The organism is Pseudomonas sp. C9-3, from assembly GCF_032392015.1.
GTDB lineage: Bacteria > Pseudomonadota > Gammaproteobacteria > Pseudomonadales > Pseudomonadaceae > Pseudomonas > Pseudomonas nitroreducens.
In genome coordinates, this window is the sequence record NZ_CP135919.1 from 5,434,793 (window position 1) to 5,457,088 (window position 22,296).

The following is a 22,296-nucleotide window of genomic DNA, read 5'->3' on the forward strand; positions in this document are numbered from 1 at the left end:
CGTCTATCGGACAAATCGAAGCGGTCAATGGCGAGTTTCTGACGGCGTCTGGCTTCCGCCACCCGAGAACAGCTGGGCAACGTCGGAGCCATCGAAACGGTAGCGCTGGTTGCAGAACTGACAGTCGATGACGATTTCGCCATCCTCTTCGGCCAGCAGACGCTCGGCGTCTTCCTGCCCAAGACTGACCAGCGCATTGGCCGAGCGTTCCCGAGAGCAGCTGCAGCGGAACACCAGCGGCTGCGCCTCGAACAGGCGCACGTCGTCTTCGTGGTACAGGCGATGCAGCACGGTGGGGTTGTCCAGGCCCAGCAGCTCCTCGGCGGTGAGGGTGTCGGCCAGGGTGGTGACGTGCTGCCAGCTGGCTTCGCGCGACTCAGTGTCGAGCTGGCGGTCCGCCGGCAACTGCTGCAGCAGCAGGCCACGGGCGCGGCGGCTGTCGGCGTTGAGCCAGAAGCGGGTCGGCAACTGCTCGGAGGTGGCGAAGTAGGTCGACAGGCAGTCGGCCAGGGTCGCGCCCTCCAGCGGCACGATGCCCTGGTAGCGCTTGCCGTTCTTCGGATCGACGGTGAGCGTCAGCACGCCATGGGGCATCAGCTCGGCGAGGCCGGCGGTATCGCCGATGGCCTCGGCGTCGTAGCGGGCTAGGCCACGCACTTCGCGAGCACTGGAACACTCCACCATCAGCAGCGGAACAGCGCCACTGGAGCGCGCCTGCAGCACCAGCAGGCCGTCGAACTTGAGGGTGCCGCAAAGTAGCGCGGCCGCGGCTAGCATTTCTCCCAGCAACTGGGCGACCGGCTGCGGATAGGGGTGCTTGGCCAGCACTTCGGCATAACTGCGGTCGAGCTCCACCAGCTCACCGCGAACATCGGTGTTGTCAAACAGGAAACGCTGACTTTGATCGATCTGAGACATGCTGGGCACAACGCTGCGATAGGCACAAATAAATGACAAGTTGATGGCAAAGGCCTATAAAGCGCGCTTTGTCGTATCCGGCAACCCGGAACCGTTGTCAGAAGGGGGAATCGATTTTATGGACAAAACCACGCCGTTCCAAGCCACCTGGTCCTGGAAGCCCTTCATCGCCTGCCACCTGATGGCCCTCGCCCTGCTCCTGCTGTGGCTCTGGGAGCCCTCCCGGTCGGCGATGGATCTGTTCGACTTCAGCCTGTTCAGCCTGCTCAACCAGCCGCTGGCGACCAACGAAGCCTGGCGTCTGACCTGGGCCGTGGCCAGCACCCGGCCGTTCGACCTGCTGGTCGGGATAATCCTGCTGCTGCTGATGATCCGTGGCGACTGGATCTTCAAGGCGACCCAAGTCCGCGCGGCGACCTTCGGCTTTCTATGTGCAGCGCTGGTGCTGGTGGTGGTGCGCATCCTCTACGCCAAGATCGCCCACAAGCTGGGCTGGCAGCACGCGAGCATTTCCAGCATTGCGCCGGATGCCGTGCGCCTGGAGCACTTCTTCCCGCAGTGGGAGGACACGCCCTTCGAGGTGAAGGACGAGTCGGCCCGCAGTTTCCCTGGCGACCACGCCTCGGTGCTGCTGATCTGGGCGCTGTTCCTCACCCTGTTCGCCCGCACCGCGCTGCAATGGGTGGTGGTCTGGAGCCTCGCGCTGCTGTTCATGCTGCCGCGCCTGGTAGCCGGTGCCCATTGGGGCCAGGACGACTACATTGGCGGCGTGCAGATGGCCCTGGTGGCCCTGGCCTGGGGCTGCTTCACGCCCTTCGCCGCGGTGGGCAGCGCCGCGCTGGTGCGCTGGACCGACCCGTTGTTCCGCCTGGCGGCGAAAATCCCGCTGCTCAACCGCCTGAGCGTCGTCACCGCCTGACGAGCGGATGATCCCGGCGAGGCGCCTGCGGCCCTCGCCGGCTGCTCACTCCTGATCGCGGAAGCTGAACAACTGGCGGCGCTGCTTCTTGGTCGGCCGCCCGTCGGTCTGCACGCCCAGTGCGCCAGCCTTGCGCATCGCCGAGGCATCCTCGCGGCGCTTCACGCTGTCGGCGGTCTCCTCGTAGAGCAACTGCGCCTCAGGCGCGCCACGACGCACCATCGACAGCGCCTTCACCACGACGGTGCGCTCGTCGAAGCCGGTGCGGATCACGTATTCCTCGCCAACCTTGGGCTCCTTGCCCGGCTTGCAGCGCTCGCCCCGGCAATGCACCTTGCCACCGTCGATGGCCTCCTTGGCCAGGGAGCGGGTCTTGTAGAAGCGCGCCGCCCACAGCCACTTGTCCAGGCGGACCTTGTCGTCGTCTTTCTCGCTCACGTCACAACCTCGTCATGTGGGCCTGCGAGTGTACCGCGCACCCCGCTGGCGGGGCACAACCGGCCTGACTAGAATGCCGGCAAACGCCGGGGACGCCTGCCTTGAAGACTTTCGACCAGCTGTCGGTAATTGGTCTGCGCGAATGGATCGCCCTGCCCGAACTGGGCATGGTCGGCCTGCGCGCGAAGATCGACACCGGCGCCAGCACTTCCACCCTGCATGCCAGCGACATCGTGCCGTTCCAGCGTGGCGGCCAGGACTGGGTACGCTTCATCGCCCACCTGGGCACCCAGGTGCAGCGCCGCCACCGCTGCGAAGCACCGGTGGTGACGATGAAGACCATCAAGAGCTCCAACGGCCAGGCCCAGACCCGCTACGTGATCCGCACATTGCTGGCCCTCGGTGATCGCGCCTGGTCGGTGGAGTTCACCCTGGCCTGCCGCAAGACCATGCGCTACCGCGTGCTGCTAGGCTCCAAGGCGCTGGTCCACGGCCAGCTCGTGGTCAACCCCGGCCTCACCTACGTACAAGACAAACCCCTCATCATGGTTCCCGCCGCCCTTCCAGGTGATCAATGAAAATTGCTGTGCTGTCGCGCAATCCGCGCCTGTATTCCACCCGTCGGCTGGTGGAGGCCGGGCAGCAACGCGGCCACGAGATGGTGGTGATCGACACCCTCCGCGCCTACATGAACATCGCCAGCCACAAGCCGCAGATCCACTACCGCGGCAAGCCGCTGGAAGGTTTCGACGCGGTGATCCCGCGCATCGGCGCCTCGGTGACCTTCTACGGCTGCGCGGTGCTGCGCCAGTTCGAGATGATGGGGGTATTCCCGCTCAACGAATCGGTGGCCATCGCCCGCTCCCGCGACAAGCTGCGTTCGCTGCAGTTGCTCTCGCGCAAGGGCATCGGCCTGCCGGTGACCGGCTTCGCCCATTCCCCCGATGACGTGCCGGACCTGATCGAGATGGTCGGCGGCGCACCGCTGGTAATCAAGCTGCTGGAAGGCACCCAGGGCATCGGTGTGGTGCTCTGCGAGACGGAAAAGGCCGCCGAATCCGTGCTGGAGGCCTTCATGGGGCTCAAGCACAACATCATGGTGCAGGAATACATCAAGGAAGCCGGCGGCGCCGACATCCGCTGCTTCGTGGTGGGCGACAAGGTGATCGCCTCGATGAAGCGCCAGGCGGCGGCCGGCGAGTTCCGCTCAAATCTGCACCGCGGCGGCAGCGCCAGCCTGATCAAGATCACCCCGGAAGAACGCATGACCGCCATCCGCGCCGCCAAGGTGATGGGCCTGCACGTGGCTGGCGTCGACATCCTGCGCTCCAACCATGGGCCGCTGGTGATGGAGGTGAACTCCTCGCCGGGCCTGGAGGGCATCGAGACCACCACCGGCAAGGACATCGCCGGGGTCATCATCGAGTACCTGGAGAAGAATGGCGGGCCGCATCTGGCGCGGACCAAGGGCAAGGGGTGAGCCGGGGCTTTCGCGACGCCTGTGTTGCGCCGGCGAACGCCAGGACAAGGATGGCCTGGCAGGGGGCCCAGAGAAGCACATAGTCACGACAGGGATGCCAGGGACAAGATCCCATGAAGCTCATCAGCACAACATGGGGTGAGGGGTCGCACGGCAGCCAAATCAGCATGAAGCACCGAGCCCCCGAAGCTCCAGCTCCAGCTCCAGCTCCAAGCTTCATTGCCCCACGGAACCCTTCGCGAGCAAGCTCGCTCCTACAAGCTCTCCTGCAGTAACCGGATGACAGACATGCCCGCTTCCCGCCCCCACGCCGAACTCAAATGGTCGCCCATCGAAGGCCGCGTCGCGCTCGTCGCGCCGGCCTCCGCCATCGCTGAGGAAGTGCTGGAAGCGACCCTGCGCCAGTTGGAGGTGCAGGGCATCGACTACCACCTGGGCGAACACGCCGACGCACGCTACCGCTACCTGGCCGGCACGCCGGAGCAACGCCTGGAAGACTTCCACGCCGCCTTCGAACTGGATGGCGTCAGCGCCGTCTGGTGCCTGCGCGGCGGCTATGGTTGTGGACAACTCATCCCCCAGCTGGACTGGCAGCGCATCCAGGCTGCCTCACCACGTCCGCTGATCGGCTTCTCGGACATTTCCATCCTGCTCAGCGCCTTCCACCGCCAGGGCCTGCCGGCGATCCACGGGATGGTCGCCACCGGGCTCGGCCTGCAGCCGCTGAGCGCCCCCAATGAACAGCGCGAACGCCTGGCATCGCTGGCATCGATCAGCCACGTACTGGCGGGCGGCCCCGGCAAGCTGGCGGTTCAGCACCTCGCCGGGCCGAAACTCGCCGTAGAGGGCGAATTGATCGGCGGCAACCTCACCGCACTGGCCTGCATGGCCGGCACCGCTGGCGCGCTGTACGTGCCGGACGGCGCGATCCTGATCCTCGAGGACGTCGGCGAGCCCTACTACCGCATCGAGCGCAGCCTCTGGCAGCTACTCAACAGCCTGAACGGCGCGCGCCTGGGCGCGATCTGCCTCGGCACCTTCACCGATTGTCCGCGCAAGGGCGTGGCCCACAGCCTGGAGGAGATCTTCGCCGAGTACGCCGCGACGCTGGGTGTCCCGCTCTATCACGGCCTGCCCAGCGGCCACGGCGCACACAACCGCGCCTGGCCCTATGGGCGCCGGGCGGTGCTGGAAGGAAAGTCCCTGCGCTGGGATTAAAGTCTGTTCACGATCTCGCGAGCTAGAGCAGAACAAGGCGAGGACAGCTGAGAAAGCGGGGTTGACGGCAGTCAACGAGCACTTCTCGGCTGGCCTCAACGCCGTTATGCCGACGCGCAGCAGATCGCAAGCAGGCTCTTAATGCGCGTCGCGCGGCAGCAGCAGGCCCAGCGGCAGGCAGACACGCGCCTCCACCCCGCCACCCTCGCGGTTGCGCAGCTCGATGCTGCCGCCGTGCTGTTCGGCGATACGCTTGACGATGGCCAGCCCCAGGCCGGTGCCCTTGCCGCCGCGTGCCTTATCGCCGCGGAAGAAGGGGTTGAAGATGTTGTCCAGTTCCTGCGGATCGACGCCCGCGCCCCGGTCCAGCACGCTGAGCACCACATAGGGCGCGCCGCCGCCGCCGGCGACATGGGCCGCCACTTCGACCTTGCCGCCGCCGTGGTTGAGGCCGTTTTCGATCAGGTTGCCCAGCAGGCGCTTGATCGAGACGCGGCGGAAGCGGAACAGCGGCAGCGTCTCCAGGCACAACCGCACGCGGTTGCCGGTCTGGTTGAAGGCATCGGCCACCTCGCGGATGAGGTCGGCGAGGTCGCCCTCTTCCACTGATTCGTCGCGTCCGTCACGGATGAAGGCGAGGAACTGATCCAGGATCGCGTCCATGTCCTCGATGTCGCGGACCATGTCCTCGACCATCTCGCGGTCACTTTCCGGCATCAGCTCCAGTGACAGGCGCAGGCGCGTCAGCGGCGTGCGCAGATCATGGGACACACCGGCCAGCATCAGCTCACGCTCTCTTCCCGCCTGCTCGACGTCATCGGCCATCTGGTTGAAGGCACGATACACCTCGGCCATCTCGCTGGGCGTTTCCGCCCCCAATGGCAGGCGCACGCTGCGCCCCTTGCCGAACTCGCGGGAGGCGAACACCAGGCGCTTGAGCGGCTGGCTGAGCAGGCGCACGAAAATCCAGGCGGCAGCCGTGGACAGCAGGCCAATGCCCAGGAACCAACCCAGCACGCTCCAGATCTGCTGGCCACGCAGCGGGTGCGGATAGAGCGGCACGCCGATCCAGCCGTCACCCAGGGTCGGCGCACGCACCCAGAGCATCGACGGATGATGGATACGCAGGCGCGTCTCGGTATCGATGCCCAGTTCCATGCGCATCTGCCGCTGGAAGATTTCCGTGTACGGCCAGTGCACTTCCTCCGGCTGCCCCTGCTCGTGGGGCGCCCACTTCAGCCCGGCGGACTGGGCGATGGCCTCGCGCGATTTCTCGTCGGCCGCCCAGTAGGCGCGCACGGTGAGCGCCGCGCCATGGCTGTACTGGCGGTCGACCAGCATGTCTTCGTTCATCAGCAGGTAGACCAGGGTCAGCGCCTTGGAGAACAGCACGACGATGAGCACCAGCCACAACGTGCGGGCGAAGAAGCTTTGCGGGAACCAGAGGGGTGTTTTCAAGAACGGACTACCAGGGAACACGAATTGTAGGAGCGAGCTTGCTCGCGAACCCACATCGGCGCGAGGCATTGTTCGCGAGCAAGAACGAGGGCGTCCCCCTCGCTCCTACAGGTTGAATCACTTGCGCGCGGAGCCATCCGGCACGAATACGTAGCCCACGCCCCAGACGGTCTGGATGTAGCGCGGCTTCGACGGATCGGGCTCGATCAGCCGGCGCAGGCGGGAAATCTGCACGTCGATGGAGCGCTCCAGGGCGTCCCATTCGCGGCCGCGGGCCAGGTTCATCAGCTTGTCACGGGTCAGCGGCTCGCGGGCATGTTGTACCAGGGCCTTGAGCACGGCGAACTCACCGGTGGTGAGCATGTGCACTTCCTCGCCCTTCTTCAGCTCGCGGGTCGCCAGGTGCAATTCGTAGTCGCCGAAGGTGACGATCTCGTCCTCACCCGCCGGCGCGCCCGGCACCAGCGGCGCCTGGCGGCGCAGCACGGCCTTGATCCGCGCCAGCAATTCGCGCGGGTTGAACGGCTTGGCCAGGTAATCGTCGGCACCCTGTTCGAGGCCCGAGATGCGGCTGGTCTCGTCGCCCTTGGCGGTGAGCATGATGATCGGGATCTGGTTGTTCGACTCGCGCAGGCGCTTGCACGCCGAGAGGCCATCCTCGCCCGGCATCATCAGGTCCAGCACCACCAGCTGGAACAGCTCGCGGGCCAGCAGGCGGTCCATCTGCTCGGTGTTTTCGACGGCGCGGACACGGTAACCCTGCTCATCGAGGAAGCGTTCCAGCAGACGGCGCAGGCGCGCGTCGTCATCGACCACGAGGATCTTTTCGCCTTCGGGCAGGGTGGCAGCGTTGCTCATGGAAACTCCCAGAATCTGATTCGGCGGGCATTATCGCCCAGCAGCCGCGCATCACGGCTTGTCCATTGTTAGCAGATTTTTCCCCGACCAGCCGCCCACCCGGTGAAATTGTCGTGGGTATAATGCGGCGCTTTTGCGGCGGGGCGTTGTCACAGAGCCTGTCGTGAGGCCGGGAACCCCGGTCCTGACGTCCCGTAATTCGATTGTTTTGTCAGGTGGATTCATGGACAGCATCAACACCCGTATCGCCGAAGAGCTTTCCGCACTGCCCTCCGGCCGCGTTCAACCGCAGCAAGTCGCCGCTGCCGTCGCCCTGCTCGACGAAGGCTCCACCGTCCCCTTCATCGCCCGCTACCGGAAAGAAGTCACCGGCAGCCTGGATGACACCCAGCTGCGCATGCTCGAAGAGCGCCTGCGCTACCTGCGCGAGCTGGACGAGCGCCGTGGCGCGATTCTCGCCAGCATCGAGGAACAGGGCAAGCTGACCCCGGAACTGGCCCGTGAGATCAACCTGGCCGACACCAAGACCCGCCTCGAAGACCTCTACCTGCCCTATAAGCAGAAGCGCCGCACCAAGGGCCAGATCGCCCTGGAAGCCGGCCTGGGCGAACTGGCCGACGCGCTGTTCGCCGACCCGAGCCTGACCCCGGAAACCGAGGCCGCGCGCTTCGTCGATGCCGAGAAGGGCTTCGCCGACACCAAGGCCGTCCTCGAAGGCGCCAAGTACATCCTCATGGAGCGCTTCGCCGAAGACGCCACGCTGCTCGACCGCCTGCGCAGCTTCCTCAAGGATAACGCCACCCTGACCGCGCGCATGGTGCCGGGCAAGGAAACCGAAGGTGCCAAGTTCAGCGACTACTTCGAGCACGACGAACCGCTGAAGAACGCCCCGTCGCACCGTGCACTGGCGATCTTCCGTGGCCGCAACGAGGGCATCCTCAGCGTCGCCCTGAAGGTCGGCGAAGAGCTGCCGGGCACCTCCCACCCTTGCGAGATCATGATTGGCGAGCGCTTCGGCATCGCCAACCAGGGCCGCGCAGCAGACAAGTGGCTCTCCGAAGTGGTGCGCTGGACCTGGAAGGTCAAGCTCTACACCCACCTGGAAACCGACCTGCTGGGCGAGCTGCGCGAAGGCGCCGACCTCGAGGCGATCAACGTCTTCGCCCGCAACCTGCACGACCTGCTGCTGGCCGCCCCGGCCGGCCCGCGCGCCACCCTGGGCCTGGACCCGGGCCTGCGCACCGGCGTGAAGGTCGCCGTGGTCGATGCCACCGGCAAGCTGCTGGACACCGCCACCGTCTACCCGCACGTGCCGAAGAACCAGTGGGACCAGACCATCGCCGTGCTCGCCGCGCTGTGCGCCAAGCACCAGGTGGAGCTGATCGCCATTGGTAACGGCACCGCCAGCCGCGAAACCGACAAGCTGGCTGCCGAATTGATCAAGAAATACCCAGCCCTCAAGTGCACCAAGATCATGGTCAGCGAGGCCGGCGCTTCGGTGTACTCGGCGTCCGAGCTGGCCGCCAGGGAATTCCCGGAGCTGGACGTATCGCTGCGCGGCGCCGTCTCCATCGCCCGCCGCCTGCAGGACCCGCTGGCCGAGTTGGTGAAGATCGAACCGAAGTCCATTGGCGTCGGCCAGTACCAGCACGACGTCTCCCAACTGCAGCTCGCACGCAGCCTGGACGCGGTGGTGGAAGACTGCGTGAACGCCGTCGGCGTGGACGTCAACACCGCTTCCGCCGCCCTGCTGGCGCGCATCTCCGGCCTGAACAGCACCCTGGCGCAGAACATCGTCTCGCACCGCGATGCCAACGGCGCCTTCAAGACCCGCGACGAGCTGAAGAAAGTCAGCCGCCTGGGCGAGAAGACCTTCGAGCAGGCCGCAGGCTTCCTCCGCGTGATGAACGGCGACAACCCGCTGGATGCGTCCGCCGTGCACCCGGAAACCTACCCGCTGGTACAGCGCATCGCCGCCGACACCGGCCGCGACGTGCGCTCGCTGATCGGCGACTCGGGCTTCCTCAAGCGCCTGGACCCGAAGAAGTTCACCGACGAGCAGTTCGGCCTGCCCACCGTCACCGACATCCTCAAGGAACTCGACAAGCCCGGCCGCGACCCGCGCCCGGAGTTCAAGACCGCCGAGTTCCAGGAAGGCGTCGAGAGCCTGAAGGACCTCACCCCCGGCATGGTGCTCGAAGGCGTGGTGACCAACGTCACCAACTTCGGCGCCTTCGTCGACATCGGCGTCCACCAGGACGGCCTGGTGCACATCTCCGCGCTGTCGGAGAAGTTCGTCAAGGACCCGTACGAAGTGGTCAAGGCCGGTGACATCGTCAAGGTCAAGGTCATGGAAGTGGACATCCCGCGCAACCGCGTCGGCCTGTCCATGCGCATGAGCGACACCCCCGGCGAGAAGGTCGACGGCCCGCGTGGCGGCGGCCGGCCCGGCAACGGCGCGCCGCGTGGCGAGCGCAGCGCTCCGCGCCAGCAGGAGAAGGCCCCGGCGAACAATGCCATGGCCTCGCTGTTCGCCAACGCCAAGCAACTGAAGAAGAAGTAAGGAAGGTCCATGAGCGAGATGCCCGCCCGCGAGCTGATGATCAGCCGCTTCAGCGACACCCTTGGCGTACAGCCGATCCGTGTCGCCGACGGCGAAGCCGAGGTGCTGCTGCCGATGGCCGAGCACCTGCGCAATCGCGGCAACGTCATGCACGGCGGCGCACTCTTCACGCTGATGGACATGACCATGGGCCTGGCCTGCTCCAGCGTCCATGGTTTCGACCGACAGAGCGTCACCCTGGAATGCAAGATCAACTACATCCGCGCGGTCGCCGAGGGCGAAGTGCGCTGTGTGGCGAAGGTCCTGCATGCCGGGCGACGCACGCTGGTAGTGGAAGCCGACATCCACCAGGGCGACAAGCTGGTCGCCAAGGGACAAGGCACCTTCGCCCAGCTGTAATTCGCGCCGCGACAACTGACCTATGCTGTACGCCGGAGCCCCGGATTTGCGGGCGCCGGCACAGCGCCTCGATGAAGCCAGGCGACCACGCCGGTTGTGTTCTCCCCTTGTAGACCGCCCAGTCCACCCCCATAGTGGGGCGATTGCCGTGTGAAGGACTTCCAACTTGAGCGACCAACTTTCCCGCCGCCTGGCCCTGCTGGGCGATGCCGCCAACCTGTCCCTGCTCACCCAGTGCCTGCACGGTATCGAGCGCGAATGCCTGCGCGTCGACGAGCGCGGCAAGCTTGCCCTGACCCCGCATCCGCGCGCCCTGGGCTCGGCGTTGACCAACCCGCAGATCACCACCGACTACTCCGAGTCGCTGCTGGAGTTCATCACGCCGACCTCCACCAGCGTCGAAAAGACCCTGGACGAACTGGGAGAAATCCACCGATTCGCCAGCGGCAAGCTCGACGGCGAATACCTGTGGAGCCCATCCATGCCCTGCGAGCTGCCGGATGAAGAGACCATCCCGATCGCCCGCTACGGCAGCTCGCACATCGGCCGCCTGAAGTACGTCTACCGCAAGGGCCTGGCCCTGCGTTACGGCAAGACCATGCAGTGCATCGCCGGCATCCATTACAACTTCTCCCTGCCCGAGGGCATCTGGGAGCTGCTGCGCCAGGACGAAGGCAGCGAGAAGAGCGCGCGGGACTTCCAGTCGCATCGCTACATCGCGATGATCCGTAACTTCCGCCGCTACAGCTGGCTGCTGATGTACCTGTTCGGCGCCTCCCCGGCGCTGGACGCCGGCTTCCTGCGCGGCCGCCCGCACGGCCTGGAAGCCTTCGACGAGCACACGCTCTACCTGCCCTACGCCACCAGCCTGCGCATGAGCGACCTGGGCTACCAGAACAACGCCCAGGCCGGCCTGACGCCCTGCTACAACGACCTGGACAGCTACATCGACAGCCTGCGCCGCGCGGTGAGCACGCCGTACGCGCCGTACGAGAAGGTCGGCACCAAGGTCGATGGCGAGTGGGTGCAGCTCAACACCAACATCCTGCAGATCGAGAACGAGTACTACTCGAGCATCCGCCCGAAACGCGTCACCTACACCGGCGAGCGCCCGATCCAGGCGCTGATGGCCCGTGGCGTGCAGTACGTCGAGGCGCGCTGTCTGGACATCAACCCCTTCCTGCCGCTGGGCATCGACGTCACCGAAGCGCGCTTCCTCGACGCCTTCCTGCTCTACTGCGCGCTGTCCGACAGCCCGCCGCTGGGCGGTTGCGAGTGCGGCGCGGCCACCAGCAACTTCCTCAAGGTGGTCAAGGAAGGTCGTCGCCCCGGCCTGAAGCTGGAGCGCGGTGGCCAGCAGCTTGAGATGAAGGACTGGGCGAACGCCCTGCTCGACGGCATCGCGCCGATCATCGAACTGCTCGACCGCGCCAACGGCACGGGCCTGCACGCGCAGAGCCTGGCCGAGCAGCGCGCCAAGGTTGCCGACGCCAGCCTGACGCCGTCGGCGAAGGTCCTGGCGGAGATGCGCGAACGCGGCGAGAGCTTCGAGGCCTTCGCCCTGCGCTACAGCCGCCAGCATGCCGCCACCCTGCAGGGTGAACCGCTGTCGGCCGAGGAGCAGGCGCGCTTCGAGAGCATGGCCAGCGAATCCCTGGCCGAACAGGCGGAGCTGGAGAAGCAGCCCGAAGGCGATTTCGACACCTTCGTCGCCGCGTATCAGGCGAGCATCCTGGGCCTGCTCAGCGTCTGACGGTGCAAGAAATCGCTGACACGCGGCTCATAGAGTTCTGATCGGCAACCTGCGAGGGCGGGGGGAGAATCCTCCCTCCCTGCGGATCGCCCCGGCCCGGCCGGCGCGATCCGCGCAAGACCTCGCAGGAACGCGCGCATGTCCCTTCACTCTCCCTCCTGGACACTCCACCAGCTGGAAGTCGCCTACCGGCAAGGCTACCTGGAAGCGCTGCTCGGCCGCGCCCCGCGCTGTCCGCTGCATGACATTCTGGCGGCCAGCTGGGAAGCCGGCTGGCGCGACGGCGGTGAGCGACTGCGCCAGCGGCAGCAGAAGGAACAGGCCGGGCCCGGCGCAGAGCCAGGCCCGGCGTCACGAGTTAGCGTGCAGATCAGGCATTCGGTGTCCGGCAAAGAGCGGATCTGATCAGAGCGTCTTCTCGAACACCTGGGAATTGCGCTGATAGTTGTACAGCGACGCCCGCGCCGCCGGCAGGCGCTCCACGCTGCTGGGCTGGAAGCCGCGCTCACGGAACCAGTGGGCCGTGCGGGTGGTGAGCACATAAAGGGTTTTCAGTCCCAGGTTGCGCGCGCGCTGTTCGATGCGCTCCAGCAGGTCGTCGCCGCGTCCGCCGTGGCGGTACTCCGGATTCACCGCTAGGCATGCCAGCTCGCCCGCGTCGGAATCGGCAATGGGATAGAGCGCCGCGCAGGCGATGATCAGCCCTTCGCGCTCGACGATGCTGAACTGCTCGATCTCGCGCTCCAGTACCTCGCGGGAGCGACGTACCAGAATGCCCTGCTCTTCCAGCGGACGGATCAGCTCCAGCAATCCACCCACGTCCTCGATGCCCGCTTCGCGCAGTTGTTCGAACTGTTCCTGCGCCACCAGGGTGCCGTTGCCAGTGCGGGTGAACAGCTCGGACAGCAACGAGCCATCCTCGGTGTAGCTGACAATATGGCTGCGCCGCACACCTGCGCGGCAGGCCTGGGCGGCGGCATCGAGCAACTCGCCCTGATAACTCGACCCGAGGCGTTCCAGGTGCGCAGGTACCTGCTGCGGGCGCAACTCGCGCACCAGCTTGCCGGCCTCATCCATCAGGCCGCGCTCGGCCCCATAGAGAATCAGTTTGTCCGCGCCCAGGTCGATGGCCGCGCGCATGGCCACGTCCTCGCAGGCGAGGTTGAAGATTTCCCCGGTGGGTGAGTAACCCAGCGGCGAGAGCAGTACGATGCTGCGCTCGTCGAGCTGGCGATTGATGCCCTTGCGGTCGATCCGACGGACTTCGCCGGTGTGGTGGTAGTCGATGCCATCGACCACGCCGATCGGCCGTGCGGTGACGAAGTTGCCCGAGGTCACGCGCATGCGCGAGCCCTGCATGGGCGAGGCGGCCATATCCATCGACAAGCGTGCCTCGATGGTGATGCGCAGGCTGCCCACCGCGTCGATCACGCAGCCCAGTGTCGGTGCATCGGTCACCCGCAGGCCGCGATGGAAGCGCGGCGCCAGCCCGTGCTGGGCCAGGCGCGCCTCGATCTGCGGACGCGAGCCGTGCACCAGCACCAGGCGCACACCCAGGCTGTGCAGCAGCACCAGGTCGTGGACGATATTGCCGAAATTGGGGTCTTCGACGCCCTCGCCGGGGAGCATCACCACGAAGGTGCAGTCCCGGTGTGAGTTGATGTAGGGCGAGGCGTGGCGCAGCCAGTTGACGTAGTCGTGCATTGCTTGAAAAGCCTGTCGTTCGAGTGGGCGGAAATCTGTCGGATGCGGCCGAAAGGCGGCCAGTGGCGGCGCGGTTATCGTCGTCGCAGGAACATCGACAGGTTTCTCCTCTTGGGTACGTTGGGCCCGCTTTCCGGGCGCTCTACAGGCAACTGCCTACGCAGGGCTCTCTATAGACAGTAATGACGGATCAATCCGCGTAGTAACTCTACGGTCGGCTCGATGCGGTCCAGTTCAAGGTGTTCATCGGGCTGGTGGGCGCAGGCGATGTCGCCGGGGCCAAGCACCAGGGTCTGGCAGCCGAGCTGCTGAAGATACGGTGCTTCGGTGCCAAAGGCTACCGCTTCCGCCGTGTGCCCGGTCAGACTTTCGGCGAGTCGCACCAGCTCACTCTGCGCCGGCTCCTCGAAGGGCGGCACGGCAGGGAAAAGCGGTGCGTAATCGATTTTCACGGCGTGCCGCTCGGCAACCGGCTGCAGCCGCTCGCGAATGCTCTGGCGCAGGGTTTCCGGGGCCACTCCCGGAAGCGGGCGCAGGTCGAATTCCAGGGCGCACTGGCCGCAGATGCGGTTGGGATTGTCGCCGCCGTGGATGCAGCCCAGGTTGAGCGTCGGCTGCGGCACGCTGAACTGCGGGTTGTTGAATTCCTGCTGCCACTGGCTACGCAGGCTCTGTAACTCGCCCATCACTGCCTGCATCGCCTCCAGCGCACTGCGTCCCAGGCTCGGGTCGGAGGAATGGCCGCTCTGCCCGAGAATATCGATGCGCTCCATCATCACGCCCTTGTGCAGGCGGATCGGCTTGAGGTTGGTCGGCTCGCCGATCACCGCGGCGCGCCCCAACGGCCGCCCCGCGTCGGCCAGCGCACGAGCACCGGCCATGGAGCTTTCCTCGTCACAGGTGGCGAGGATGATCAGCGGCTGCCTGAACGGCTGCTCCAGCAGCGGCAACAGCGCTTCGATGACCAGGGCGAAGAAGCCCTTCATGTCGCAGGCGCCCAGGCCGAACCAGCGCCCGTCGCGTTCATCCAGGCCCAGCGGGTCGCTTTTCCACAGGGCCTCGTCATAGGGCACGGTATCGGTGTGCCCGGCCAGCACCAGCCCGCCGGGGCCGCTGCCCAGGGTCGCGATCAGGTTGAACTTGCCCGGTGACACCGGCTGCATCTCGCAGGCGAATCCCAGGTCCACCAGCCAGTTGCCGAGCAACTCGACCACCGGGCGATTGGACTGGTCCAGCGCGGGCTGGGTACAGCTGACGGAAGGAACCGCGATCAGCTCGGCAAAGCGTTGTTTCAGGGGCGGCAACGGCATGGCGTCCTCCGAAGATGTGTTCCCACTATGGACCATGCCACGCTGCGGTAAAACCTCGCGGCGCCCGGCAGGAATGCCGAAGTCCTGTAGACTGCATGACTTTGAAGTCTTTTTCGCGCCCGTCGTTCCGTCCTTCCTACAGCAGGTCGGGAATCCGGGCGCGGCCGCTCTGACCCGGACCCCCGCCATGCAGAAAGAAACCGAAATCAAACTGCGCGCCAGCCGCGAGACCCTCGAAGCCCTGCGCGAGCATCCCGCACTGAAGAAGCGCAACAAATCCGGCTGGGAGCCCCGCGAGCTGTTCAACCAGTACTACGACACCCCGGGCCGCGACCTGGCCCGCGCCCGCGTGGCGCTGCGCATGCGCAAGGACGGCGAGCAGTTCATCCAGACCCTGAAGACCCGCGGCCAGAGCATCGCCGGCCTGTCCGAGCGCAACGAGTGGGACTGGTACCTGGAGAAGAACAAGCTTGATATCAAGAAGCTTGACGACCAGTGCTGGCCAGCCGCCCTTGCGGACCTGGACAAGAAGACCCTGAAGCCGATTTTCAGCACCGACTTCACCCGCCAGCGCGCCGAGATCGCCTGGGGCCGCGGCAAAGCCAAGGTGGTGATCGAGGCCGCGCTGGACCTGGGCAAGGTCGTCGCCGGCAAGCAGGAAGAGGAAATCTGCGAACTGGAGCTGGAACTGCGCCAGGGCGAGCCCGAAGCGCTGCTGGACCTGGCCATCGAACTGGCCGCCGACCTCGCGCTGATGCCCTGCGACATCAGCAAGGCCGAGCGCGGCTACCGCCTGTTCGACCCGACCAGCTACAACGTACAACCCGATACCCAGAAGCTGCTGCGTGAAACCCCGCTGGACGGCGCCTTCGCCGCGCTGTCCTGGTCTCTGCTGGGCAGCAGCCAGCGCCTGGCCGAGCAATACCGCTTCAATGGCCACTGGAGCCTGCTGGAAAGCTGGCTGCAGCAACTGGTCGACCTGCGCTCCCTGCTCGGCAGTCTTGGCCAGGCCGTACCGCGCGCCACCACTCGCGAACTGCGTACTGCTCTCGATGCGCTGATCGCCGACTGGCAGCCGCGCCTCGAGCAGGGCCGCCACGACGAAGCCGTGCGCCAACAGATGCCGGCAGTCTTCCGCGAGGAACTGGCGAATGTGCGCTGGGGTCAGTTCTCCCTGAGCGCCTCTCGCTGGCTGCTGGGCAAGGCCTGGACCACCGAGCGCAACGACCGCGCCAATCGCCTGGGCGGCTCCGCCGTCGGCAAGTGGCTGCAGCGCATCCTGGCCGAAGAAGCCCAGGCCATGCCGCTGCAACGCGCCCAGCATTTGCCCGAGGTACTCGCCGACCAGTTGCCGCGCCTGCAGCGCATGCTGGTCTGGCTGCGCCTGGCGCGCAGCGTGCTGGAGCTGCCGGAAACCGACCGCCTCTACGGCGAACTGGCCAAGCTGCAGGAGCTGCTCGCCACTCCCGACGCCGAGGGGCGCCTGGATGCCCTCGCGGCCCAGGCCCATACTGTGCTGACCCTCAAGCCGTGGAAGGCGCTTTTGAAATAAGCTGGCCCGGCGACGTCGCGGGCCTGTCGACCCGCCATTGAAGTAGGGAGTCTGCATGTCCGTCTTTGCCCCTTCCGCCCAGGATCGTCCGCTCGACCTGGGCGACATCCTGCGCGAGCTGGTCACCCAGGGCCGGGTCGCCCAGGATGACGCCGAACAGTGCCTGGCGATCCGCCGCAGTGCGGTGAAGAACCAGCAGCACCCACTGGAGTTCCTCGCCGCGCAGCAGGTCGAGGATCGCCAGCGGCCGGGGCGCAAGCTGGACCTGGATGCGCTGGTGAGATGGCTGGCGGACTTCTCCGGGCAGCCCTACCTGCGTATCGACCCGCTGAAGATCGATGTCGCGGCGGTCACGCCGCTGATGTCGTACGCCTTCGCCCAGCGCCACCATATCCTCGCGGTCGCAGTAGCGCCGGACGAAGTCACCATCGCCAGCGCACAGCCCTTCGTGCACGCCTGGGAGAGCAACCTCACCCACGTCCTCAAGCGCCCGATCAAACGCGTGGTGGCCAACCCCGCGGACATCCAGCGCTTCACCGTCGAGTTCTACCGCCTCGCCAAGTCCGTGACCGGCGCCAGTTCGGCGGACCAGAAGATCAGCGGGGTCGGCAACTTCGAACAGTTGCTCAACCTGGGTGCCAGCGACCAGGAGCCCGATGCCAACGACGCGCACATCGTCACCATCGTCGACTGGCTGTTCCAGTACGCCTTCCAGCAGCGCGCCAGCGATATCCATATCGAACCGCGGCGCGAGCAGGGCACAGTGCGCTTCCGCATCGACGGCGTACTGCACAACGTCTACCAGTTCCCACCGCAGGTCAGCATGGCGGTGGTCAGCCGCCTGAAGTCCCTGGGGCGCATGAACGTCGCCGAGAAGCGCAAGCCGCAGGACGGCCGGGTGAAGACCAAGACGCCGGAAGGCGCCGAGGTGGAGCTGCGCCTGTCGACGCTGCCCACGGCCTTCGGCGAGAAGATGGTGATGCGGATCTTCGACCCCGAGGTGCTGCTCAAGAGCTTCGATCAGCTCGGCTTCTCCCCCGACGACCTGCGCCGCTGGGAGAGCATGACCAGCCAGCCCAATGGCATCATCCTGGTCACCGGGCCCACCGGTTCGGGCAAGACCACCACGCTCTACACCACGCTCAAGCAGCTTGCCACGGATGAAGTGAACCTCTGCACCATCGAGGACCCGATCGAGATGATCGAGCCCTCGTTCAACCAGATGCAGGTGCAGCACAACATAGACCTGACCTTCGCCAGCGGCGTGCGCGCCCTGCTGCGGCAGGACCCGGACATCATCATGGTCGGCGAGATCCGCGACCTGGAGACCGCCGAGATGGCGATCCAGGCGGCGCTCACCGGCCACCTGGTGCTCTCCACGCTGCACACCAACGACTCGCCCACCGCCATCACCCGCCTGCTGGAACTGGGCGTGCCCTACTACCTGATCCGCGCCACCGTGCTCGGCGTCATGGCCCAACGCCTGGTGCGCACGCTCTGCCCGCACTGCAAGGCGCCGATGGAGCTGCACGAGGAAGACTGGCAGGAAGTCACCCGCCCGTGGAACGCTCCGCTGCCCACCGGTGCGCAGCAGGCCGTCGGCTGCCTGGAATGCCGCGACACCGGCTACCGCGGACGCGCCGGCGTGTACGAAATCATGCTGCTGACGGAGTCGCTGAAGGAGCTGATCACCGCTGACACCGACCTCATCCCGCTGCGCCGCCAGGCCTTCAAGGAAGGCATGCGCAGCCTGCGGCTGTCCGGCGCGCAGAAGGTTGCGGCGGGCCTGACGACCATCGAGGAAGTCATGCGGGTGACCCCGCAGAGCGAGCAGAAGTAGCCCCTCTGGACGCCACGGCGGCGCCGGTCGCGCCGCCACCCAGCCTCAGCCTTGAGCCCGCGCAGGTTCCATGGCCATCTCCAGCAGACGACGATAGGCGCTGACCCCGCTGCGGGTGTCAAAGCGCTGCGCAGTGAGACGGGCCATCTGGCGCAAGCCGGCATGCGCCGACGGATTGTGCAGGACCTCGAGCACTCGCTCGGCCAGGTCGTCGACGGCGAAGAAGTCCACCAGATAGCCATTCTCGCGATCGCGAACCACCTCACGGACCGGTGCCGTGTCGGAGGCGACCAGCAGGCAGCCGCACGCCATGGCCTCGAGCATCGACCACGACAGGACGAAGGGGTAGGTCAGGTAGACGTGTGCACAGGAAACCTGCAGCGCTTTCACATAGGTGGCATAGGGAACCTTGCCAAGGAAGTGCACGCGTGAGCGGTCCAGCCTCACCTCCTCGAGCATGCGCGTGCGCCAGTTGGGCGCCCCCTGGGGAGGCATGCCGTAGCTCACCTCGTCGCCTCCCAGTATCAGGACCTGTGCCCGCGGGTGGCGGTCGAGAATCTGCGGCAACGCGCGCATGAAGATGTGGAAGCCCCGATAGGGTTCCAGATTGCGGGCCACGTAAGTCACCACGGGATCGCCAGCCCTGAGCACCTGCCCGGAGGGTAGGCGCAAGGAACCTCGCGGGTCCGGACGCAGCATATCGAGGGGAATACCTTCGTGGGCCACCTGGATTTTCTCCCGGTATGCCAGCGGATGCAGGCCGCGCTGCCACGGGGTGGGACTGATGCCCAGGTCGCAATGCTCCAGGTTCAGCAGGTGCAGGGCATTGCGCGTCCGGCTGCGAGCACACTCGTCGAAACTCGACGGAAACTCCGGGTCGAAATTGATATCCGCCCCCTCCATGGCGCCGTAGTACTCGCAGAAGTGCACCAGCGGAACATCCGGGTAGACGTCCTTGGCATACAAGGTTTCTCCCCAGCCCGGGTGCGCCAGGATCACGTCCGGGCGATAGCCAGTGCCGCGCAGTTGCAGCAACAGCCTGGCTACCTGCTGACCATGCAGGACGGCATCCTCGACGGTATACAGATAGTGGTGGATCTGCGGGGAAACCGCCCGGCTGGGGCTGTAGCGCAGCGTACGTACCCCCGGCACACCCCGTGCCGTATCACGGGCAATAGCCAGCAGCTGGCAGCGACTGTCCTTGAGCAGACCGTGTGCCAGGTGGAGGAACTGGCCAGGAAAGTTCTGGTGGATGAGCAACAATTTCACGACAACACCTGCTCCATGAGTCCCGCACGCCGCGCATCGATGGATAGATTGCGATGGAGCCGGGCGGGACCAACCTCCGCGCTGGTAGGATGATCCGAAGGGTGTGCAGAGTCCGCTGTCCGTGCCGCCGCGCTCAATCAGAAGTCTGGAAGCTGGGGCGCAGATATTTCTTAATGCTCCCTCTCACTGGCGAAATCCCGGGACGTTGCGGGAACTATGCTTATCCAGTCGGCCGGCTCTGCAGCCTTATACTGATGCCCTGCAGCAAACCCGTCCGTCTTGCACCACAAGGAGTTCTTCACATGGAAATCGGCAGTGTTGCCCTGCTCTTCGTCATCCTCGCCATCGTCATCGTCCTCATGGGGTTCAAGGTCGTTCCCCAGGGCTTCGAATGGACCATCGAGCGCTTCGGTCGCTATACCGTCACGCTCAAGCCGGGCCTGAGCATCATCATTCCGGTGGTGGATCGCGTCGGCCAGAAGATCAACATGATGGAACGCGTGCTGGACATCCCGCCGCAGGAAGCGATCAGCGCCGACAACGCCATCGTCGAGATCGACGCGGTGTGCTTCTACCAGGTAGTGGACGCGGCACGCGCCGCTTATGAGGTCAGCGGGCTGGAAAACGCCGTGCGCAACCTGGTGATGACCAACATCCGCACCGTGCTCGGCTCCATGGAGCTGGACCATATGCTCAGCCAGCGCGACTCGATCAACGAGCGCCTGCTGCGCACCGTCGATGAAGCCACCGCGCCCTGGGGCCTGAAAGTCACCCGTATCGAGATCAAGGACATCAGCCCGCCGGCCGACCTGGTGGAAGCGATGAGCGGGCAGATGCGTGCCGAGCGCCTCAAGCGCGCTCAGATTCTCGAAGCCGAAGGCAAGCGCGCCGCCGACATTCTTACCGCCGAAGGTGAGAAGCAGGCGCAGATCCTCAAGGCCGAAGGCCAGCGCCAGGCAGCCTTCCTCGAAGCCGAGGCCCGCGAGCGCCAGGCCGAGGCCGAAGCCAAGGCGACCCAGGTGGTTTCCGAGGCCATCGCCACCGGCAACGTGCAGGCGATCAACTACTTCGTCGCGCAGAAGTACGTCGACGCGCTGGGCAAGCTGGCCAGCTCGAACAACAGCAAGATCGTGCTGATGCCGCTGGAAGCCAGCCAGGTGATCGGCTCGGTCGCCGGCATCGGCGAGATCGTCAAGGCCACCTTCGGCGACACCAAGGGCCGTAGCTGATGGCCGCCTTTCTCCAGAACCTCGGTTTCTGGGACTGGCTGGGCCTGGGCATCGTCCTGCTGATCCTGGAAATCTTCGGCGCCGGCGGCTACCTGCTGTGGATCGGCATCGCCGCCGCGCTCACCGGCGTGCTGTCCTTCCTTGTACCGGGGCTCGACTGGGTCTGGCAGTGCCTGGCTTTCGGCGTGCTGGCGATCCTCACCGCGCTGTACTGGTGGAACCACCAGCGCATCAACAAGCGCACGGCCGAACCGTCCAGCCTGAACCGTCGCGGCAGCGAACTGGTGGGCCGGCAGTTCGCCCTGCATGACGCCATCGTCGGCGGGCGCGGCAAGGTCCGCGTCGGCGACAGCGTCTGGCTGGTCAGCGGGCCAGACCTGCCCGTTGGCGCGCAGGTGCGCGTGACTGGGCAGGATGGTGTTCTGTTGCTGGTGGAACCCGTCTGAGCCAGTACCTGTAGGAGCGAGCTTGCTCGCGAACCAAACCCCGCAGCGGAGTCTGTTCGCGAGCAAGCTCGCTCCTACAAAGCCAATAAAAAAGCCCGCCAATCGGCGGGCTTTTTTATTCAGGCAATGCTCAGCTCGCGGCCGGCTGCGCCGGGGCGCGGCGATAGGCCCAGACCATCAGCGCGATGCCGCCCAGGACCATCGGTACGCACAGCACCTGGCCCATGGTCAGCCAGCCCCACGCCAGGTAGCCCAACTGGGCATCCGGCACGCGGACGAACTCGACGATGAAGCGGAAGATGCCGTAGCACAGCACGAACAGGCCAGACACCGAGGCAGTCGGGCGCGGCTTGCGGGTGAACAGCCAGAGCACGACGAACAGCGCCACGCCTTCCAGCGCGAACTGGTACAGCTGCGACGGGTGGCGCGGTTCCGGGCCGCCAGTGGGGAAGACCATCGCCCAGGGCACGTCGGTCACCTTGCCCCACAGCTCACCGTTGATGAAGTTGCCGATGCGCCCGGCGCCCAGGCCGATCGGCACCAGCGGCGCGATCAGGTCCATCAGCTGGAAGAAGCTCTTGTTGTTGCGCTTGCCGAACCACCAGGTGGCCAGCATCACGCCGATCAGCCCGCCGTGGAACGACATGCCACCCTTCCACACCTCGAAGATCAGCGTCGGGTTGGCGATGTACTCGTCTAGGTTGTAGAACAGCACGTAGCCCAGGCGACCGCCCAGGACCACGCCGCACGCCACCCAGAACACCAGGTCGGAGAGCTTCTCCTTGGTCCAGGTCGGGTCGAACTCCTTCAGTTTGCGCGAGGCCAGCAGCCAGGCGCCGCCGATGCCGATCAGGTACATCAGGCCGTACCAGTGGATTTTCAGCGGCCCGAGCGCTACGGCAACCGGGTCGATCTGTGGATAAGGCAGCATCCGCTTCTCCT

The 22,296-nt window shown here is 65.9% G+C and carries 20 protein-coding genes; 12 read left to right on the forward strand and 8 right to left on the reverse strand.

Features of this window, described 5'->3' with window-relative positions; translation table 11 throughout:
- Nucleotides 1-24 precede the first annotated feature (24 nt).
- Nucleotides 25-918, reverse strand: coding sequence for an Hsp33 family molecular chaperone HslO (hslO, locus tag RS899_RS24885; protein WP_054908085.1), 894 nt, complete (start codon nucleotides 916-918; stop codon nucleotides 25-27).
- A gap of 118 nt (nucleotides 919-1,036) precedes the next feature.
- On the opposite strand from hslO, the gene RS899_RS24890 reads away from it, so the two are divergent.
- On the forward strand, nucleotides 1,037-1,837 hold the full coding sequence (locus tag RS899_RS24890) for a phosphatase PAP2 family protein (RefSeq protein ID WP_233297505.1): 801 nt from the start codon (nucleotides 1,037-1,039) through the stop codon (nucleotides 1,835-1,837).
- Between the two features lie 45 nt (nucleotides 1,838-1,882).
- Here the strand turns inward: RS899_RS24890 and RS899_RS24895 are convergent, their stop codons facing one another.
- Nucleotides 1,883-2,275, reverse strand: coding sequence for an RNA-binding S4 domain-containing protein (locus RS899_RS24895; RefSeq protein WP_045215645.1), 393 nt, complete (start codon nucleotides 2,273-2,275; stop codon nucleotides 1,883-1,885).
- A 167-nt stretch (nucleotides 2,276-2,442) separates the two neighbouring features.
- Here RS899_RS24895 and RS899_RS24900 point away from each other — a divergent pair, with 167 nt between their 5' ends.
- From RS899_RS24900 to RS899_RS24910, 3 genes are all read left to right on the forward strand, one after another.
- A complete protein-coding gene (locus tag RS899_RS24900; protein ID WP_233297592.1) occupies nucleotides 2,443-2,853 on the forward strand; it encodes an ATP-dependent zinc protease family protein in 411 nt (136 codons plus the stop codon).
- Nucleotides 2,850-3,755 (forward strand): 30S ribosomal protein S6--L-glutamate ligase, encoded by a 906-nt coding sequence (gene rimK / locus RS899_RS24905; protein ID WP_038803545.1) that lies wholly within the window; start codon nucleotides 2,850-2,852, stop codon nucleotides 3,753-3,755. Before RS899_RS24900 ends, rimK begins: the two co-directional genes overlap by 4 nt.
- A gap of 288 nt (nucleotides 3,756-4,043) precedes the next feature.
- Nucleotides 4,044-4,973 (forward strand): LD-carboxypeptidase, encoded by a 930-nt coding sequence (locus tag RS899_RS24910; RefSeq protein WP_315808318.1) that lies wholly within the window; start codon nucleotides 4,044-4,046, stop codon nucleotides 4,971-4,973.
- A 138-nt stretch (nucleotides 4,974-5,111) separates the two neighbouring features.
- Here RS899_RS24910 and RS899_RS24915 read toward each other — a convergent pair whose 3' ends face one another.
- Nucleotides 5,112-6,431 carry an ATP-binding protein gene (locus tag RS899_RS24915; RefSeq protein ID WP_054908089.1) on the reverse strand — a complete coding sequence of 440 codons (1,320 nt, stop codon included), beginning with the start codon at nucleotides 6,429-6,431 and terminating at the stop codon, nucleotides 5,112-5,114.
- Nucleotides 6,432-6,548: 117 nt separating this feature from the next.
- Nucleotides 6,549-7,289 carry a two-component system response regulator OmpR gene (gene ompR, locus RS899_RS24920; RefSeq protein ID WP_169935708.1) on the reverse strand — a complete coding sequence of 247 codons (741 nt, stop codon included), beginning with the start codon at nucleotides 7,287-7,289 and terminating at the stop codon, nucleotides 6,549-6,551.
- A 223-nt stretch (nucleotides 7,290-7,512) separates the two neighbouring features.
- On the opposite strand from ompR, the gene RS899_RS24925 reads away from it, so the two are divergent.
- From RS899_RS24925 to RS899_RS24940, 4 genes are all read left to right on the forward strand, one after another.
- Nucleotides 7,513-9,852 (forward strand): Tex family protein, encoded by a 2,340-nt coding sequence (locus RS899_RS24925; RefSeq protein WP_054908091.1) that lies wholly within the window; start codon nucleotides 7,513-7,515, stop codon nucleotides 9,850-9,852.
- 36 nt (nucleotides 9,853-9,888) lie between these two features.
- A complete protein-coding gene (locus RS899_RS24930; RefSeq protein WP_371914040.1) occupies nucleotides 9,889-10,251 on the forward strand; it encodes a PaaI family thioesterase in 363 nt (120 codons plus the stop codon).
- Nucleotides 10,252-10,417: 166 nt separating this feature from the next.
- Nucleotides 10,418-12,004, forward strand: a complete 1,587-nt coding sequence (gene gshA, locus RS899_RS24935) for a glutamate--cysteine ligase (RefSeq protein ID WP_054908093.1) — start codon at nucleotides 10,418-10,420, stop codon at nucleotides 12,002-12,004.
- A 138-nt stretch (nucleotides 12,005-12,142) separates the two neighbouring features.
- Nucleotides 12,143-12,409: a ribosome modulation factor gene (locus RS899_RS24940; protein WP_315808319.1), complete on the forward strand. Its 267-nt coding sequence runs from the start codon at nucleotides 12,143-12,145 to the stop codon at nucleotides 12,407-12,409.
- Here the strand turns inward: RS899_RS24940 and argA are convergent, their stop codons facing one another.
- Nucleotides 12,410-13,708: an amino-acid N-acetyltransferase gene (gene argA, locus RS899_RS24945; protein ID WP_024762181.1), complete on the reverse strand. Its 1,299-nt coding sequence runs from the start codon at nucleotides 13,706-13,708 to the stop codon at nucleotides 12,410-12,412.
- A gap of 170 nt (nucleotides 13,709-13,878) precedes the next feature.
- On the reverse strand, nucleotides 13,879-15,018 hold the full coding sequence (argE, locus tag RS899_RS24950; RefSeq protein ID WP_315808320.1) for an acetylornithine deacetylase: 1,140 nt from the start codon (nucleotides 15,016-15,018) through the stop codon (nucleotides 13,879-13,881).
- A gap of 187 nt (nucleotides 15,019-15,205) precedes the next feature.
- Between argE and RS899_RS24955 the strand changes: the two genes are divergently transcribed.
- Together RS899_RS24955 and RS899_RS24960 are read left to right on the forward strand one after the other, a co-directional pair.
- Complete coding sequence (locus RS899_RS24955; protein WP_315808321.1) at nucleotides 15,206-16,570, forward strand: inorganic triphosphatase; 1,365 nt, start codon at nucleotides 15,206-15,208, stop codon at nucleotides 16,568-16,570.
- 55 nt (nucleotides 16,571-16,625) lie between these two features.
- Nucleotides 16,626-18,410: a GspE/PulE family protein gene (locus RS899_RS24960; protein WP_065348183.1), complete on the forward strand. Its 1,785-nt coding sequence runs from the start codon at nucleotides 16,626-16,628 to the stop codon at nucleotides 18,408-18,410.
- Between the two features lie 45 nt (nucleotides 18,411-18,455).
- On the opposite strand, the gene RS899_RS24965 is transcribed toward RS899_RS24960, so the two are convergent.
- On the reverse strand, nucleotides 18,456-19,679 hold the full coding sequence (locus RS899_RS24965) for a glycosyltransferase family 4 protein (RefSeq protein WP_315808322.1): 1,224 nt from the start codon (nucleotides 19,677-19,679) through the stop codon (nucleotides 18,456-18,458).
- Between the two features lie 302 nt (nucleotides 19,680-19,981).
- Here RS899_RS24965 and RS899_RS24970 point away from each other — a divergent pair, with 302 nt between their 5' ends.
- The gene (locus tag RS899_RS24970; protein ID WP_054908101.1) at nucleotides 19,982-20,908 is read left to right on the forward strand and encodes an SPFH domain-containing protein; all 927 of its coding nucleotides are present in this window, start codon (nucleotides 19,982-19,984) and stop codon (nucleotides 20,906-20,908) included.
- Entirely contained in the window at nucleotides 20,908-21,354 is a 447-nt protein-coding gene (locus RS899_RS24975) for an NfeD family protein (protein ID WP_054908102.1), read from the forward strand. Before RS899_RS24970 ends, RS899_RS24975 begins: the two co-directional genes overlap by 1 nt.
- A gap of 130 nt (nucleotides 21,355-21,484) precedes the next feature.
- Here the strand turns inward: RS899_RS24975 and lgt are convergent, their stop codons facing one another.
- On the reverse strand, nucleotides 21,485-22,285 hold the full coding sequence (lgt, locus tag RS899_RS24980) for a prolipoprotein diacylglyceryl transferase (RefSeq protein ID WP_054908103.1): 801 nt from the start codon (nucleotides 22,283-22,285) through the stop codon (nucleotides 21,485-21,487).
- Nucleotides 22,286-22,296: the final 11 nt, after the last annotated feature.